Annotated in this window: 14 protein-coding genes; 11 read left to right on the plus strand and 3 right to left on the minus strand. The window is 67.4% G+C overall.

Features of this window, described 5'->3' with window-relative positions:
• The 4 genes from prmC (at position 1) to H610_RS0110790 (ending at position 3,015) form a co-directional block, all read left to right on the plus strand.
• A complete protein-coding gene (gene prmC / locus H610_RS0110775) occupies positions 1-852 on the plus strand; it encodes a peptide chain release factor N(5)-glutamine methyltransferase (protein WP_043238347.1) in 852 nt (283 codons plus the stop codon).
• A 22-nt stretch (positions 853-874) separates the two neighbouring features.
• Positions 875-1,633 (plus strand): molybdopterin-synthase adenylyltransferase MoeB, encoded by a 759-nt coding sequence (locus tag H610_RS0110780; protein ID WP_028239671.1) that lies wholly within the window; start codon positions 875-877, stop codon positions 1,631-1,633.
• Positions 1,623-2,414 carry a glutamate racemase gene (gene murI / locus H610_RS0110785; RefSeq protein ID WP_028239672.1) on the plus strand — a complete coding sequence of 264 codons (792 nt, stop codon included), beginning with the start codon at positions 1,623-1,625 and terminating at the stop codon, positions 2,412-2,414. The genes H610_RS0110780 and murI overlap by 11 nt, the downstream gene beginning before the upstream one ends.
• Before the next feature lie 85 nt (positions 2,415-2,499).
• Positions 2,500-3,015 (plus strand): acyloxyacyl hydrolase, encoded by a 516-nt coding sequence (locus H610_RS0110790; RefSeq protein WP_028239673.1) that lies wholly within the window; start codon positions 2,500-2,502, stop codon positions 3,013-3,015.
• Between the two features lie 58 nt (positions 3,016-3,073).
• On the opposite strand, the gene H610_RS0110795 is transcribed toward H610_RS0110790, so the two are convergent.
• Positions 3,074-4,060, minus strand: coding sequence for an NAD(P)/FAD-dependent oxidoreductase (locus H610_RS0110795; RefSeq protein ID WP_028239674.1), 987 nt, complete (start codon positions 4,058-4,060; stop codon positions 3,074-3,076).
• Between the two features lie 308 nt (positions 4,061-4,368).
• Between H610_RS0110795 and hemH the strand changes: the two genes are divergently transcribed.
• Both hemH and H610_RS0110805 read left to right on the plus strand, forming a co-directional pair.
• Positions 4,369-5,400 carry a ferrochelatase gene (gene hemH / locus H610_RS0110800; RefSeq protein ID WP_028239675.1) on the plus strand — a complete coding sequence of 344 codons (1,032 nt, stop codon included), beginning with the start codon at positions 4,369-4,371 and terminating at the stop codon, positions 5,398-5,400.
• Positions 5,401-5,545: 145 nt separating this feature from the next.
• The gene (locus H610_RS0110805) at positions 5,546-6,889 is read left to right on the plus strand and encodes a spinster family MFS transporter (protein WP_028239676.1); all 1,344 of its coding nucleotides are present in this window, start codon (positions 5,546-5,548) and stop codon (positions 6,887-6,889) included.
• A 221-nt stretch (positions 6,890-7,110) separates the two neighbouring features.
• On the opposite strand, the gene H610_RS0110810 is transcribed toward H610_RS0110805, so the two are convergent.
• Positions 7,111-8,373, minus strand: coding sequence for a uracil-xanthine permease family protein (locus tag H610_RS0110810; RefSeq protein ID WP_028239677.1), 1,263 nt, complete (start codon positions 8,371-8,373; stop codon positions 7,111-7,113).
• A gap of 2 nt (positions 8,374-8,375) precedes the next feature.
• Positions 8,376-9,014 (minus strand): uracil phosphoribosyltransferase, encoded by a 639-nt coding sequence (upp, locus tag H610_RS0110815; protein WP_028239678.1) that lies wholly within the window; start codon positions 9,012-9,014, stop codon positions 8,376-8,378.
• Positions 9,015-9,199: 185 nt separating this feature from the next.
• Here upp and H610_RS0110820 point away from each other — a divergent pair, with 185 nt between their 5' ends.
• The 5 genes from H610_RS0110820 (at position 9,200) to H610_RS0110840 (ending at position 16,869) form a co-directional block, all read left to right on the plus strand.
• Positions 9,200-9,757, plus strand: a complete 558-nt coding sequence (locus H610_RS0110820) for a hypoxanthine-guanine phosphoribosyltransferase (RefSeq protein ID WP_028239679.1) — start codon at positions 9,200-9,202, stop codon at positions 9,755-9,757.
• A 14-nt stretch (positions 9,758-9,771) separates the two neighbouring features.
• Positions 9,772-10,239 (plus strand): WbuC family cupin fold metalloprotein, encoded by a 468-nt coding sequence (locus tag H610_RS0110825; protein ID WP_028239680.1) that lies wholly within the window; start codon positions 9,772-9,774, stop codon positions 10,237-10,239.
• Positions 10,240-10,721: 482 nt separating this feature from the next.
• A complete protein-coding gene (locus H610_RS23730) occupies positions 10,722-12,581 on the plus strand; it encodes a DUF1302 domain-containing protein (protein WP_043238351.1) in 1,860 nt (619 codons plus the stop codon).
• A gap of 119 nt (positions 12,582-12,700) precedes the next feature.
• Entirely contained in the window at positions 12,701-14,062 is a 1,362-nt protein-coding gene (locus H610_RS0110835; protein ID WP_028239682.1) for a DUF1329 domain-containing protein, read from the plus strand.
• A 188-nt stretch (positions 14,063-14,250) separates the two neighbouring features.
• Positions 14,251-16,869: a LuxR C-terminal-related transcriptional regulator gene (locus H610_RS0110840; RefSeq protein ID WP_028239683.1), complete on the plus strand. Its 2,619-nt coding sequence runs from the start codon at positions 14,251-14,253 to the stop codon at positions 16,867-16,869.
• The last annotated feature ends 2 nt before the right edge of the window (positions 16,870-16,871 follow it).

Raw genomic sequence — 16,871 nt, forward strand, 5'->3', positions numbered from 1 at the left:
TTGAGCCCCGTCCCGACCATCGCCGGCCTGCTCGCCGAGGCCGCGCTGCCCGATTCGCCGAGCGCCCGGCTGGACGCCGAGTGGCTGCTGGCCTACGCGCTGGGCAAGTCGACCAGCTACCTGCGCACCTGGCCCGAGCGCGAGGTCGCGCCCGAGGTGGCAGAGCGTTACCGCGCCTGGCTGGCGCGCCGCCGGCAGGGCGAGCCGGTGGCCTACATCCTCGGCCGCCAGGGGTTCTGGTCGCTGGAGCTGGAAGTCGCGCCACACACGCTGATCCCGCGGCCGGACACCGAACTGCTGGTGGAAACCGCGCTGGCGCTGCTGCCGGCCGAATCCCTCGACGTGCTCGACCTGGGCACCGGCACCGGCGCCATCGCCCTGGCGCTGGCCAGCGAGCGGCCGGCCTGGCGCCTGACCGGTGTCGACCGTGTCGAGGAGGCGGTGGCGCTGGCCGAGCGCAACCGCGCGCGGCTCGGGCTGGGCAACGTCCGCTTCCACCGCAGCCACTGGTTCTCCGCGCTCGAGGGGCAGCGCTTCGCGCTGATCGTCGCCAACCCGCCCTACGTGGCGGCGGACGATCCGCACCTGGCGCAGGGCGACCTGCGTTTCGAGCCGCTCAGCGCATTGATCGCGGGCCCGGACGGGCTCGACGACCTGCGCCACATCGTCGCCGGGGCGCCGGCGCATCTGCGGGCCGGTGGCTGGCTGCTGCTCGAGCACGGCTACGACCAGGCGGCCGCGGTGCGGGAGCTGCTGGGTGCTGCCGGTTTCGAGGCGGTGCAGAGCCGCGCCGACCTGGCTGGGCACCTGCGCATCAGCCTCGGGCGCATGGGCCCGGAGCACGCAGGCTAACGATCAACGACCGAGGATCTTCATGCTCAGCGACGACGAACTGCTCCGCTACAGCCGCCAGATCCTGCTTCGGCAGATCGACGTCGAGGGCCAGCTCAGGCTCAAGGACAGCCGGGCGCTGATCGTCGGCCTCGGCGGGCTTGGCTCGCCGGTGGCGCTCTACCTGGCCGCCGCGGGTGTCGGCGAGCTGCACCTGGCCGACTTCGACCAGGTCGACCTGACCAACCTGCAGCGCCAGGTGCTGCACGATGGCCAGGCGGTCGGCCTCTCCAAGGTGGATTCGGCGATCAACCGGCTGCAGGTGCTGAACCCCAACGTGCGCCTGGTGCCGCAGCGCCAGGCGATGGACGCCGACACCCTGGCCGCCGCCGTCGCGGCGGTCGACCTGGTGCTCGACTGCACCGACAACTTCACCGTGCGCGAGGCGATCAACGCCGCCTGCGTGGCCGCGCGCAAGCCGCTGGTCAGCGGCGCGGCCATCCGCCTCGAGGGGCAGCTCGCGGTGTTCGACCCGCGTCGCGAGGACAGCCCCTGCTACCACTGCCTGTACGGGCACGGCAGCGAGGCCGAGCTGACCTGCAGCGAAGCCGGCGTGGTCGGCCCGCTGGTGGGCACGGTCGGCAGCCTGCAGGCGCTGGAGGCGCTGAAGCTGCTGGCCGGGTTCGGCGAACCCCTGGTCGGCCGGCTGCTGCTGGTCGATGCGCTGGGCACGCGCTTCCGCGAGCTGCGGGTCAGGCGCGATCCCGGCTGCGCGGTCTGCGGGGCGCGCCATGGCGGATGACCGGCCGATCGGCGTGTTCGACTCGGGCGTCGGCGGGCTGTCGGTGCTGCGCGAGATCCGCGCCCGGCTGCCGCGGGAGTCGCTGCTCTACCTGGCCGACAGCGGGCATGTGCCCTACGGCGAGAAGACGCCCGATTTCATCCGCGCGCGTTGCCGCGCCATTGCCGACTTCTTTCTCGAGCGCAACGCCAAGGCGCTGGTGGTGGCCTGCAACACCGCCACCGCGGCAGGCGTGGCGGAGCTGCGCGAGTGCCATCCCGAGCTGCCCATCGTGGGCATGGAGCCGGCGGTCAAGCCTGCCGCGCGGGCCACGCGCAGCGGCGTGGTCGGTGTGCTGGCGACCACCGGCACGCTGAAGAGCGCGCGCTTCGCCGCCTTGCTCGACCGCTTCGCGGTGGACGTGCGGGTGGTGACCCAGCCCTGTCCCGGGCTGGTCGAGCTGGTGGAGGCGGGTGATCTCGACGGGCCTCGGACGCGCGCGCTGCTGCTGAGCTTCGTCGAGCCCCTGCTGACCGAGGGCTGCGACACGCTGATCCTCGGCTGCACGCACTACCCGTTCCTGCGCCCGCTGCTCGAGCGCCTGGTGCCGCCGACGGTTACCCTGGTCGACACCGGCGCGGCCGTGGCCAGACGGCTCGAGGACGTATTGGTGGCCGCCGGTTTGCAAGGCGAGGGGGTGGCCACGACAGGCTTCTGGAGCAGTGCCGATCCGCAGCAGCTGCAGCGGGTATTGCCGGTGCTCTGGGGGGCGCCTGCGCCGGTGCGTCGGTTCGCCGGCTAGGAACTTTCCGCCGAACGGCGGTTTCATAAACTGAACTGATGTTCAACTTTTTTCGACGCCAATTGTTTGTAAGGATGTTTCAAGAATGAAAAAAACGATTCTGGGGGCAACCACCGCGATCCTGCTGCTCGCTCAGGTTCCTGCGCACGCGGCAGGGCTGACCGCATCCGTCGGCCAGACCGGCGAGTCAACCATGACCTACCGCCTCGGCCTGCAGTTCGACTTCGGCACCAACTGGTGGCAGACCAGCGTCGGGCGTCTCACCGGCTACTGGGATGCCGGCTACACCTACTGGGAGGGGGACGAAACCAGCGCAAACCACAGCCTGTCGCTGAGCCCGGTGTTCGTCTACGAATTCAACGGTGACGCCGTGCGCCCGTATCTCGAGGCCGGCATCGGCATCGCCGCGTTCGAAAGCACCGAAATCGAGGATCGCGACCTCGGCTCCTCGTTCCAGTTCGAGGACCGCCTCGGCGCCGGCCTGCGTTTCGCCGGCGGGCACGAGGTCGGCATCCGGGCCATTCATTATTCCAACGCCGGGCTGAAGAACCCGAACGATGGCGTCGAGAGCTACGCGGTGCATTACCGCCTGGCCTTCTGATCCGCGCCCCGCATCGCTGCACGAGAAAACCGCCGGCGGCGGTTTTCTCGTTTCAGGGCTACTGCAGGTGGCTGATGATCCGCCGCGCCACTTCCTGGCCACTGAGCCAGGCGCCCTCGACCCGTCCCGAACTGCACCAGTCACCGCAGGCATAGAGGCCGAGGTCGGCATCGCCCAGCGCGCCCCACTGGTGGCTGCTGGTGGGCTTGGCGTACAACCAGCGGTGCGCGACGCTGAACGACGGGGCCGGTACCGCGCAGCCGACCAGTTCGGCGAACTCGCCATGCAGGGCCTCGGTGACCGCTTCCCTCGGCAGGTCCAGGTTGTGCCGGCTCCAGTCGCTGCTGGCATGCAGCACCCAGCTGTCCGGGACCGGCTCGCGCCCCGGCTTGCTGCGGTTGCGGGCGACCCAGTCCAGCGCGCCGCCCTGCACGAAGCAGCCGTCGAGTTCGGTGTCCAGCGGCCGCTCGAAGCTCAGCCCGACGGACCAGGTCGGCTCCATGGCGACGCCGGCGGCGACGCTGGCGAGCTTCGGCGCCGCCGCCAGCAGGTTGCTCGCCTGTGGGGCCGGCGTGGCCACGACGACGCGGCTGAAGGGGCCGTGGTTCTTACCCTCGGCGTCCTGCAGGTGCCAGTACTGGTCGCCGCGGAAGACCTCGGTGATGCGGCAGGAAAACTCCGTCGGCAGGGCGCCGAGCAGGGCCCGCGAAATCGCGCTCATGCGCGGTACACCGACCCAGCGCACCTGCTCGTCGGGTGAAGGGCTCAACTGGCCCTCGCTGGCCTGGTAGAGCGACGGCGCCCATTCGCCCACCCAGCCGCGGGCCCGCCACTGCTGGACGACGTCGGCGAAACGGCGGTCGCGCGCGGTGAAATACTGGGCGCCGAGGTCGAGGCTGCCGGTGTCGCTGCGCTTGCTGGCCATGCGGCCGCCGCTGCCGCGGCTCTTCTCGAAGTACCGCACATCCAGCCCCGCCTCGACCAGCGCCTGTCCGGCGGACAGGCCGGCCATGCCGGTTCCGATGATCGCAATGGGTGTACTCATGGTTCTCCTCTGGACCTGGCAAGCGGTCGCATGCACCCCCTGAAACCCCCGGGCGCATCCCTTTCAACCACCTGCATGTTGGCGAGAGGCGTCGGTGCTCGCCGGTCGCTCCCGACCGGCCCGGCGCCGTTTCAGACTAAGCCCAGAATGGTGCGCAATGCCAAGCAAGACGTCGCCGCCTGACCGGCGGCGGTAGTGGCCTCAATCATGGCGATTGGCAATCTCTGTGGGCGGCGGGGCCGGGCGCGCCCTTATAATGCCCGCCCATCAGACCCGGCTCGCCGGGTGCGCCGAACAAAGGAATCGCCATGAACGATCATGCGCTGCTGTTGGTCAATCTCGGTTCGCCCGCGTCGCCCGGGGTGGAGGACGTACGTCGCTACCTCGATCAATTCCTGATGGATCGCTACGTGGTCGATCTGCCCTGGCCGCTGCGCCGGCTGCTGGTCTCGGCGATTCTCATCCGGCGCCCGGCGCAGTCCGCGCACGCCTATGCCTCGATCTGGTGGGACGAGGGGTCGCCGCTGATCGTGCTCAGCCGTCGTCTGCAGGCGCGCGTGCAGGCGCTCTGGGCGCACGGGCCGGTCGAACTGGGCATGCGCTACGGCGAGCCCTCCATCGAATCGGCGCTGCTGCGCCTGGCCGCCCAGGGCGTGCGCCGGGTGACGCTGGCGCCGCTCTACCCGCAGTTCGCCGACAGCACCACCACCACAGCGATCGTCGAGACGCAGCGCGTGATCCGCGAGCGCGGGCTGGACCTGGCGCTGGCCGTGGTGCCGCCGTTCTATGCCGACGACGCCTACCTGGATGCGCTGGTGGAAAGCGCACGCCCGTACCTCGCGCAGGCATTCGACCACCTGCTGCTGAGCTTCCACGGCCTGCCGGAGCGGCACATCCGCAAGCTGGTCAAGGACCCCGGGCACGACCTGCAGGCCGCCGACAGCAGCGGCATCCGCGACGAGGTGCTCGCCGTCTGCTACCGCAGCCAGTGCCTGCGCACCGCCGAGCGCTTCGCCGAGCGCGCAGGCCTGCAGCCGGGGCAGTGGTCGGTGTCCTTCCAGTCGAGGCTGGGCAAGGACAAATGGATCGAGCCCTACACCGAGACGCGGCTCGACCAACTGGCTGCCCAGGGCGTGAAGAAGCTGCTGGTGATGTGCCCGGCGTTCGTCGCCGACTGCATCGAGACGCTGGAGGAGATCGGCCTGCGCGGCGCGGAGCAGTTCGCCGAGGCCGGCGGCGAGCGGCTGGAACTGGTGCCCTGCCTGAACGACCATCCCGCCTGGGTCGAGACGCTGGTCGACCTCTGCCGGCGTACCGCCAGGCCCGACGCTGGGTGCTGAAAGGCGACGGCCTCCGGCCGTCATCAGCACGAGCCGGCTGCGCGCATTCGCCTGGCTGATAAGCGCACCGGCGCGCTACCGGCCGGCCTAAGCTGCGGCGTCTTCCACCGCCGTGCCGCCCCACGGGCGGCGCCGAGGAGCCCGCATGCACAACGATAACAACGGCTACCCCTCCAGCGCCCGCGCCTGGACCACCGTGGCGATCCTCATGGTCGCCTACGTCCTGTCGTTCATCGACCGGCAGATCCTCAACCTGCTGGTCGAGCCCATCCGCCGCGATCTGGTGATCAGCGACACCCAGATGAGCCTGCTGATGGGGCTGTCCTTCGCGATCTTCTACACGGTCTGCGGCATCCCGCTCGGGCGCCTGGCCGACAGCAGGAGCCGGCGCGGGCTGATCGCCGTCGGCATCCTGTTCTGGAGCGCGGCCACCGCGGCCTGCGGGCTGGCGCGAATGTACTGGCAGTTCCTGCTGTGCCGGATCGGCGTCGGGGTAGGGGAAGCGGCCTTGTCGCCGGCGGCCTACTCGCTGATCGCCGACAGCTTTCCGGCCGAGCGCCGGGCCACCGCGATCAGCGTCTACTCCATGGGCGTCTATCTCGGCTCGGGCATCGCTTTTTTGCTCGGCGGGCTGGTGATCCAGTTCGCCTCGGCGCAGGGCGACCTGGTGCTGCCGGTGGTGGGCGAGGTGCGCCCGTGGCAGTCGATCTTCCTCATCCTAGGCGCCGCCGGCGTGCTCTTCACCCTGCTCATGCTCGCGGTGCAGGAGCCTGCGCGACGCGGTGCCGGCGCCGGGGTGGCGGTGCCCATGGCCGAGGTCGCCCGGTATCTGCGGGCCAACCGCAAGACGGTGCTGCACCACAACTTCGGCTTCGCCTTCCTCGCCTTCGCCGGCTACGGCAGCGCCGCCTGGGTGCCGACCTTCTATATCCGCACCTACGGCTGGAGCGCTTCGGAAGTCGGCATCGTCTACGGCAGCCTGGTGGCGGTGTTCGGCTGCCTGGGCATCGTCTTCGGCGGACGCCTGGCCGACTGGATGGCCAGGCGCGGGCGCACCGACGCCAACATGCGGGTGGGGATGTTCGCCGCGGCGACGGCCATCCCGCTGGTGGCGCTGTTTCCGCTGATGCCCGACGGTATCTGGGCCTCGGTGCTGCTGGCGCCGACGGTGTTCTGCCTGAGCATGCCGTTCGGCGTCGCGCCGGCGGCGATCCAGGAAATCATGCCCAACGCGATGCGCGGTCAGGCCTCGGCGATCTACCTGTTCGTCATCACCCTGTTCGGCCTCGGCGTGGGGCCGACGGCGGTCGCCGTGGTGACCGACTACGTGTTCGGCTATGACCAGGCGCTGCGCTACTCGCTGTTGATCATCACGCTCGGCGCGGTGGTCGCCGCCTTCGGCCTGCTGGCCAGCGGGCTCGGGCCCTACCGCGAGAGCGTGGAGCGGCTGCGTGACTGGTCGACGTCCAGTCCGGCGAGTGGCGGCTGAAGGCCAAGGCCCTGCCGGCGGTGCGCATGCACCCTACGCTTTTCCCTTCTCCCTCCGGGAGAAGGTGGCCCGCGGGGTCGGATGAGGGAGGGTTCGCGCCCCGTCCTCTCGCTTAAAGGTGCGTGTGGGAGCGGTCTTGACCGCGACGGAACGGCATTCGCGGTCGAGACCGCTCACGGGGCTTGGCCAGGCCTTGAGCGAGCGGCGTTGCCGCGATTGGCTCAGGGCTCGACCGGGCGCGAGGACTGGCGCCAGCTGCTGCCGCCGGGCAGCACCAGGTTCAGCACGATGGCGGCGATGCCGCACAGCGAGATGCCCTTGAGGCTAACGTCGCCGGCGCCGATCACCATGCCGCCGATGCCGAAGGTCAGGGTGACGGCGACGATCACCAGGTTGCGCGCCTCGGACAGGTCCACCTGGTGGCGGATCAGCGTGTTCAGGCCGACCACCGCGATGGAGCCGAACAGCAGGCAGAGGATGCCGCCCATGACCGGCACCGGGATGCTCTGCAGGGCGGCGCCGAACTTGCCGATGAACGCCAGCACGATCGCCACGGCCGCGGCCCAGAGCATCACCCGCGGATTGAAGTTCCTGGTCAGCATCACCGCGCCTGTGACTTCCGAATAGGTGGTGTTCGGCGGCCCGCCGAACAGGCCGGCGGCGGAGGTGGCCAGGCCGTCGCCGAGCAGGGTGCGGTGCAGGCCGGGCTTGTGCAGGTAGTTCTTGCCGGTCACGGTGCCGATCGCCAGCACGTCGCCGATGTGCTCGATGGCCGGCGCGATGGCCACCGGCAGCATGAACAGGATGGCGCCCCAGTGGAATTCCGGGGCGACGAAGTTCGGCACCGCCAGCCAGGGGGCGGCGGCGACGCCGCTGAAGTCCACCACCCCCAGCCACCAGGCGAGCAGGTAGCCGACGAACACGCCGGCGAGGATCGGCACCAGCCGCAGCAGGCCGCGGCCGACCACCGCGACCACCAGCGTGGTGATCAGCGCCGGCAGCGAGATCATCAGCGCGGTATCGTAGGGCACCAGCTGGGCGCTGGCGTCGCCGGCCTTGCCCATCGCCATGTTGGCGGCCACCGGCGCCAGGCCGAGGCCGATGGACATGATCACCGGGCCGATCACCACCGGCGGCAGCAGGCGGTCGATGAAACCGGTGCCGCGCAGCTTCACGCCGAGCGAGAGCAGCATGTAGACCACGCCGGCGGCGACCAGCCCGCCCAGCGTCGCCGGCAGCCCGAACTCGCCCTGCGCGGCGAGGATGGGAGCGATGAAGGCGAAGCTCGAGGCGAGGAACACCGGTACCTGGTTGCGGGTGACCAGGTGGAAGATCAGCGTGCCGAGCCCCGCGGTGAACAGCGCCACGTTGGGGTCCATCCCGGTTATCAGCGGCATCAGCACCAGCGCGCCGAAGGCCACGAAGAGCATCTGCGAACCGGCCAGCGCCTGGCGCCAGACCGGGTCGTGCATGTGATCCTGCATGCTCAGACGTCCTTCTGCTTGGTGCCGAAGATCTTGTCGCCGGCATCGCCCAGGCCGGGAATGATGTACCCGTTGGCGTCGAGCCGCTCGTCGATCGAGGCGGTATAGATGGTGACGTCCGGGTGGGCCTTCTCCACCGCCGCGATGCCTTCCGGCGCGGCCACCAGCACCAGCGCGCGGATGTCGCGGCAGCCGGCCTTCTTCAGCATGTTGATGGTGGCGACCATGGAACCGCCGGTGGCCAGCATCGGATCGATGATCATCGCCAGGCGCTGCTCGATCTGCGGCACCAGCTTCTCCAGATAGGTGTGTGCCTGCAACGTTTCCTCGTTGCGGGCGATGCCCACCGCGCTGACCTTGGCGCCCGGTATCAGGCTGAGCACGCCGTCGAGCATGCCGATGCCGGCGCGCAGGATCGGCACCACGGTGATCTTCTTGCCGGAAATCTTCTCCACCTGCACGGGGCCGCACCAGCCTTCGATGTCGTAGTGCTCCAGCGGCAGGTCGCGGGTCGCTTCATAGGTCAGGATGGAGCCGACTTCCTGGGCCAGTTCGCGAAAGTTCTTGGTGCTGATGTCGGCCCGGCGCATGAGGCCGAGCTTGTGGCGGATCAGCGGGTGGCGGATCTCTTGGATGGACATGGGGGAAGGGCTCCGGCGGGCAAAAAACCGGGCTAGATTAAAGCATCGCCCGGTGACCGGCTATTTCTGCGTCATATCCCCGCAGGCCTTGCTGTGCGGGTCCTGGCCCGCTATCGTCGCGCGCTTTTCTCGCGGGCGGCCTGCTAGGCTTGCTCTCGATCCCTGTTGTCCTACCGGAGAAGCTCATGTCCGTCGATATCGCCCACATTCGCCAGGTAATGGCCGAAGCCGACTGCCTGTACACCGAAGCGCAGGTCGAAGCCGCGATCGACTCGGTGGCCGAGCAGATCAGCGCCCGCCTGGCGGATCGCAACCCCGTGGTGTTCTGCGTGATGAATGGCGGGCTGATCTTCGCCGGCAAGCTGGTGCCCAAGCTGGCCTTCCCGCTGGAGCTGTCCTATCTGCACGCGACCCGCTACCGCAACGAAACCAGCGGCGGCGAGCTGTTCTGGAAGGCCAAGCCGGAGATTTCCTTCATCGACCGCGACGTGCTGATCGTCGACGACATCCTCGACGAAGGGCACACGCTCGGCGCCATCGTCGATTTCTGCCGTCACGCCGGCGCTGCCAACGTCCACACTGCCGTGCTGATCGACAAGGATCACCAGCGCAAGTCGCGCCCGGACCTGAAGGCCGACTACGTCGGGCTGAGCTGCGTCGACCGCTACATCTTCGGCTACGGCATGGACTACAAGGGCTACTGGCGCAACGCCGCCGGCATCTACGCGGTCAAGGGGCTCTGAGCCCGGGGCGCAGTGTGTCCAGCCCTCGTTATTTCGACAGGTCGCTGTTCCAGGCGCTGGCGGCCGCGGCGGACAACTGCCCGCGCCAGCGCCATCACCACCTGCTGCACCGCCCGGACGAGCCCTGCCAGCGCCTGCTGATGGGGTTGCAGCCGTCCACCTACGTCGCACCGCACCGGCACCTCGACGACGACAAGGCCGAATGCTTGATCGTGCTCGGCGGACGCCTGGGCCTGCTGATCTTCGACGAGCAGGGCGGCGTTCGCGAGCAGCGGCTGCTGGAGGCGGGCGGTGATTGCCTGGGCGTCGACATCCCGCCCGGCCTTTACCACGCCCTGGTGGTGCTGGCGCCGGACAGCCTGCTGTTCGAGTGCAAGGCCGGGCCCTACCTGCCGCTGACCGACGCCGAGCGCGCACCCTGGGCTCCGCGCGAGGTGGACGTGGAGCGCTATCTCGGCTGGATGAAGGGCTTTTTCGACTAGCGCCGAGCCGGGGCCGCATCGCGGGCTGAATGATGCAGCCCCGTTCCCGTGAATGACTCCCCCGCATCCGGGCGCTTGCCTGCCCGGCCCCCGTGCCTTCGCGTGGGGCGCTGTTTCCTTTTCTCTCACCCTCGGGGCACGAGGGTAACGCCCGGGTTCGCCCCTCGGGTTGCAACCTGCTCGCGCGCGCGGAGGCTCTAGGGCGGGCCTTGCCGCCCGGTGCGGGCGGTTTTGCCGATTGCCGCCGGGTTTTTGCACGCCGATGGTGCAAGGTGCCGGCGGCCGCTTTGCTCGGCGGCCGTTCAGGGCTAGGCTGAGCAGGTCCAGGCTCGGGCCGACAGGATCGGAAAGCCCGTCGCAGAGCCCGTCGGGACCAGGCAGTCATCCTAAAGGATGACAGACCAAATCAAACCTTAGTGCGCTTATCCACCTTCTGCCGTGTCGTTACGGTTAATGCACTCAGGAACCACCAGGAGCGCCGCATGACAACAACAAAAACAAGGCAAGGATTCTTCCAGCCGAAAACCCTCGCAGTGGCCATCGCACTGGGCGCCGTCGCCCCGGCTCATGCCGTCACCTTCAACATCGGAGAAATCGAGGGGCAGTTCGACTCCGCGCTGTCCATCGGGGCCAGCTGGGGCATGGATGATCCGGATAGGGATCTGATCGGCATCAATAACGGCGGTACTGGCTACACCCAGACGGGTGACGACGGCCGGCTGAATTTCAAGAAGGGGGAGACCTTCTCGAAGATCTTCAAGGGTGTGCACGACCTTGAGCTTCGCTATCGCGATACTGGTGTGTTCGTTCGCGGCAAGTATTGGTATGACTTCGAGCTAAAGGACGAAAACCGGCCTTGGAAGGATATCAGCGATAGCAATCGGAAAGAGGCTGCCCAATCCTCTGGCGCACAGATTCTCGACGCATTTCTTTACCACAATTATTACCTTGGAGATTTGCCGGGTACGGTTCGCTTCGGTAGACAGGTTGTAAGTTGGGGTGAAAGCACTTTTATCGGTAACAGTATCAACTCGATTAATCCGCTCGACGCTGCTGCCTTCCGCCGCCCAGGTGCAGAAATCAAGGAAGGCCTCATTCCGGTAAACATGCTCTATGTCTCGCAGAGTCTTACCGATCAGCTCAGCATGGAAGCCTTTTACCAGTTGGAGTGGGATCAAACCATCGTAGATAACTGCGGAACTTTCTTCGGATCTGATGTCGCTCAGGATGGATGCGATAATAACTATCACGTCGGCAGCGGTGCGATTGCGCCGCTTGCACCATTGGCGGCTCCCTATGGCGCAGGCTTCGATGTAACCAGTGAAGGCGTGGTTCTGCCCCGGAGTGGTGATCGGGACGCGCGCGACTCAGGGCAGTATGGATTGGCGCTCCGCTGGCTGGCTGATACTGCGGAGTACGGCTTTTACTTTATGAATTACCATAGCCGTACGCCTTATGTTGGAACCACTACCCCAGGAATGGCCACTGCCTTGGCTCTTGGCGAGGTTGGCGTCGGTGGTGCCTTAAATGATCTCTGTGACTTCTTTGGTGGCGGTGCCGCATGCGCATCGGATGCCTTTTCCGAAACCGCTGGCGGTTTTGCCCAAAGTGTCTTCTTGGGTAATGGTCGGTACTATCTCGAGTACCCCGAGGATATTCGGCTTTATGGTCTCAGTTTTTCAACAACCCTCCCTACAGGTACTGCGTGGTCCGGGGAGATAAGCTACAGGCCTAACTTGCCGGTGCAGATTAATACCACGGATTTGTCCCGTGCCATACTTAACCCATTGGCAGGCGGGGCTGCGTCGCCGGTTCAGAGCTCGCTCGGTGCCGATAACCGTGGCTACAACCGTAAAGAAGTTACACAGATTCAGACAACCTTTACTCATTTCTTCGATCAGGTGCTTGGCGCCGGCCGTGTAACGCTTATCGGGGAAATCGGTTTTGCTCATGTCGGTGGGCTTGAAAGCGAAAATGAGCTTCGCTACGGGCGAGACGCCATTTACGGAACTCCTAGCGACGCCACTCAATTGGCGCGTTATGGAGATGACGGCTTTGTAACTTCCGACTCCTGGGGCTACCGCCTGCGGGCCTTGGCGAACTACAGCAACGTATTCGCCGGTGTGAACCTGACGCCGAACCTGTCGTTCTCGCATGACGTGCACGGCTACGGCCCGAACAACCTGTTTATCGAAGGCTCCAAGGCCATCAGTATCGGCGTGGATGCAGAGTACCAGAACACCTACACCGCCAGCCTGTCGTACACCGACTTCTTCGGCGGCGACTACAACGTGCTGACCGACCGCGATTTCCTCGCCTTCAGCGTGGGCGTGAACTTCTAAGGAGGCGTCTGTAGTGCCGCATGCCGTGGCGCGGCGGCCGGCCAGCCGGTCCCGCCCGCAGGCGCGCGATGAGTGACGGCTCCAGCCGCAACCCAGAATAACGAAGGAACTGCAAACCTATGAAAACAACAAGAAAGCTACTCAGTGTCCTGGCCTTCTCCCTGCTCGCCAGCAGCGTGATGGCCGCGGTTTCTCCCGAGGAGGCCGCCAAGCTCGGTACCAGCCTGACGCCGCTGGGCGCCGAGAAGTCCGGTAATGCCGATGGCACCATCCCCGCCTGGGACGGTGGCTTGGCTACCGATGCAGCGCCGCTGAAGAACGGGCATCTCACCAACCCGTTCGGCAATGAGCAGCCGCAGTTCGTGATCACCGCGCAGAACGCCGATCAGTACAAGGACAAGCTGTCCGAAGGCCAGATGGCGATGTTCAAGCGCTATCCGGAAACCTACAAGATCCGCGTGTTCCCGAGCCATCGCACGGCGGCGCTGCCGGATCGCATCTACGAGGCCGCGAAGAAGAGCGCGACCGGCACAGAGCTGGTCGAGGGCGGGAACGGGCTGAAGAACTTCTCGGATAGCCGCTACTACGCGTTCCCCATCCCGAAAAGCGGCATCGAGGTGATCTGGAACCACATCACCCGCTACCGCGGCGGCAACCTGCGCCGCAACATCGTCCAGGCCACGCCGCAGACCAACGGCGCCTACACGCTCGTGCACTTCGAGGACGAGGTGGCCTTCCCGAGCGACATGTCCGACCTGGACCCGCAGAAGGCCGAGAACGCGCTGCTGTTCTTCAAGCAGCGGGTCACCGCCCCGTCCCGGCTGGCCGGCAATGTGCTGCTGGTGCACGACTCGCTCGACCAGGTGAAGGAGCCGCGCCAGGCCTGGATCTACAACGCCGGCCAGCGCCGCGTGCGTCGCGCACCGCAGGTGGCCTACGACGGCCCGGGTACCGCCGCCGACGGCATGCGTACCACCGACAACTTCGACATGTTCAGCGGCGCGCCTGACCGCTACGACTGGAAGCTGATCGGCAAGAAGGAGATGTACATCCCCTACAATAGCTACGAGATCAACTCGAACGACATCAAGTACTCGGACATCCTCAAGGCCGGCCACGTGAACCAGGACCTGGCCCGCTACGAGTTGCACCGGGTCTGGGTCGTCGAGGCGACCCTGAAGTCGGGCGAGCGCAACATCTACGCCAAGCGCCGCTTCTACGTCGACGAGGACAGCTGGATCATCGCCCATTCCGAGCTGTACGACGGCCGCGGCCAGCTGTGGCGCGTCGGCGAAGCTCACCTGCTGCAGGAATACGAGCAACAGGTACCGGGCTACGCCTTCGAGGCCCTGTACGACATCATCTCCGGTCGCTACATCGCCATCGGCATGAGCAACGAGGAGAAGCCCTTCGAGTATGGCTACAAGGCTTCGGCGCGCGACTTCACGCCGGCAGCCCTGCGTAACGCCGGGGTCCGTTGATCGGGCGGTATTCCCCTGCTAGATAAGGCGGCCACCCGGCCGCCTTTTTTTGTTGGCCGTTCGGATAGGTGATACTTTTCGGCCATTAGCCCGGAGGGATGACCCGGGAGGCTGTACAGTACGGGTCGCACGCGCTCATCGGCGCCCGCCCGTTCGTCAGGGCCAGAACAACAAGAGAGATCGTTGCCATGTCCGTCGGTATTCGCCTGGGCACTTTCGACGTCACCTCCATCACGCAGGTCGCCAGCAGCATCCCACGCCTGCCGCCTTTCCATCTGCCCCGCCCGCGCCTGGCCGGCGAACTGCTGGCGGCCGAGTATCGCCTGCGCCTGCTCTGCGCCCCGGCCGGTTTCGGCAAGACCGTGCTGATGAAAGAGTGCGCCCGGCTCGCGCCGGCCGGCACGCGGGTGGTCTGGCTCGACCTGGCGGGGCGACCGTGTTCGCCGGAACAGCTGCTCGCCCGCCTGTGCCAGGCGCTCGGGCGGCCGGTCTTGCCCGGCGGGGACAGCCAGGCGGCGCTGCTGGAGGTACTCGGCGACACCGTACAGCCGTGCTGGATCATGCTCGACGACTACCCGCGCGAATTCTGCGCCGAACTCGATGCCTGCCTCGACGGCCTGCTGGCGCAGGGACCCGACAGTGTCGGCTGGTGGGTGAGCAGCCGCCGGCAACCGGCCTGGAAGCTGCCGCGGCTGCTGCTGCAGGGCGATCTGCTGGAGGTCGAGGCCGAGGCGCTGGCGCTGACCGGGGAGGAACTGCGCGGCCTGCTGCAGGCCCACCGCCTGGCGCTGTCGGAGGACACGCTCGGCGACCTGCAGGCGAGCACCGAGGGCTGGCTGGCCGGCGTCTGCCTGCTGCTGCTCAATGCGGACGAACAGGCGCTGCGCGAGCGGCTGGTCGCCGGTACGCCGCTGCTGCGCGACTACGTGAGCCGGGAAGTCCTCGAGGGGCTCGGCGAGGAGCTGCGGCATGCGCTCTTCGTGCTGGCACGCATGCCGCGTTTCTCCGGCGAGCTGTGCGACTACGTGCTCGACGGCACTGGCAACGAGATCCTGCCGCAGCTCAAGACCCAGCAGCTGTTCATCTACCAGATCGACAGCTGCGGCGAGTGGTTTCGCCTCTGGCGCCCCTTCGCGCAACTGCTGCAGCGCCTGCCGGATGCGGTGCTGCCGACCCAGGTCCACCTGCGCGCCTGCCAGTGGTTCGCGACCCGCGGGGAGATGCGTGAGGCCGTCGAGCACGCGCTCTGGGCCGGCCAGCCGGAAGTCGCCGCGAACTACCTGCAGCGCTTCGGCCAGGAGCAGCTGCTGATCGGCGAAAACGTTTCGCACTTCCTGCACTGGCGCAGCGAGCTGCCGCAGTCGCTGTTCGCCAGCACCACCCGTCTCATCGTGCTGCACGGCTGGGCGCTGATCATCTGCGCGCGTCTGGACGAGGTCGACGACTGCCTGGCCGACCTGGCCAAGTTCTTCCCGCGCCCCGACGCCCGCCGGCAGACCCAGCTGCTTGCCCACTGGCAGGCGTTGCGGGGCTTCCTGGCGCGCCTGCGCGGCGAGCCGGAGGCGCGCGAGCATTGCCTGCAGGCGCTCGAGGTGCTGACCGACCACGCCTGGGCGCAGCGCGTGCTCTGTCACCAGACCCTGACCCAGCAGGCCATGGCCGAAGGCGATCTCGACCTTGCGCTGCTGCATAACGGCGAGGGCATGAAGCTCGCACGCCTGAAGGGCAGCGTGCTCTACGAGACCATGCTGGCGGTGGACCGGGTTCAGCTGCTGGAAATCACCGGCGAGTTCGAACGCGCGGTCGGCGTGCTCGACCAGGCCCTGCTGTCGCTGCGCGACAAGGTCCGCCACAGCCCGGTGCTCGGCCGCCTGCAGTTGGTACAGGGGCAGCTGCTGGCCTACCAGGGCCTGGACGAGCAGGCCCGTGCGGCCTATCAGCGCGGCCGCATCGAGACCGAGGCCTGCGGTGATTCCTACGCCTTCTACGGCTATCTCGGGCTGGCCGAACTGGCGGCACGGTCGCAGGACTACGCCACCGCCTACCACTGGCTGCGCGAAGCCGAGCGGCTGATGCAGTGGCGTCACGTCCCGGAAGCGCGCTTTCGCGGCATCCTGCAACTGGTGACCGGCGTCGCCTGGCTGCACCAGGGCGAACTGAAGAAGGCCCGCGGAGCCTTCGAGCTGGTCGCTGCCTCCTACGAGGGACAGGCGTACCTGGCGCCATCGGGCTTCTACGAACTGCTGCCACGCCTGCGCCGTTACCTGGCGGTGCTGGACATGCTCGAAGGCCGCCCGGAGCAGGCGATCGAACGCCTGCGGGCGCTCATCGAGGACAGCACGGCGGCGCAGCGGTTGTGCCTGGCCTGCGAGTGCCGCTTCACCCTGGCCGAGGCGCTGCTGCTCGGGCGTCTACCGGTGGAGGCGGAGGAGGAACTGCGCCGCGCCCTGGCCGAGGCCGCCCGGCGCAAGCTGGTGAAGCCGCTGTACGAGCTGCAGCATCGCCAGCCGCAGTGGCTTGCCCGCGTGCTGCCCGGCTCGCCCGGCAGCAGCCTGCACGAGCGGCTGCAACAGTTCGGCCGCGAGCTGGAAGATCCCGGCCTGGCCGCCGAGGAGCTGGTGCTGAGCAACCGCGAGCTCACCGTCCTCAAGCTGATCGCCCAGGGCTGCTCGAACCAGGAGATCGCCGAGCAGCTGTTCATCTCGCTGCACACCGTCAAGACGCATGCGCGGCGGATCAACACCAAACTGGGGGTCGCCCGCCGGACGCAGGCGGTGGCGCGGGCCAAGGCCCTGGCGCTTCTCTAGCC

It is taken from the genome of Stutzerimonas azotifigens DSM 17556 (assembly GCF_000425625.1).
Taxonomy (GTDB): domain Bacteria; phylum Pseudomonadota; class Gammaproteobacteria; order Pseudomonadales; family Pseudomonadaceae; genus Stutzerimonas; species Stutzerimonas azotifigens.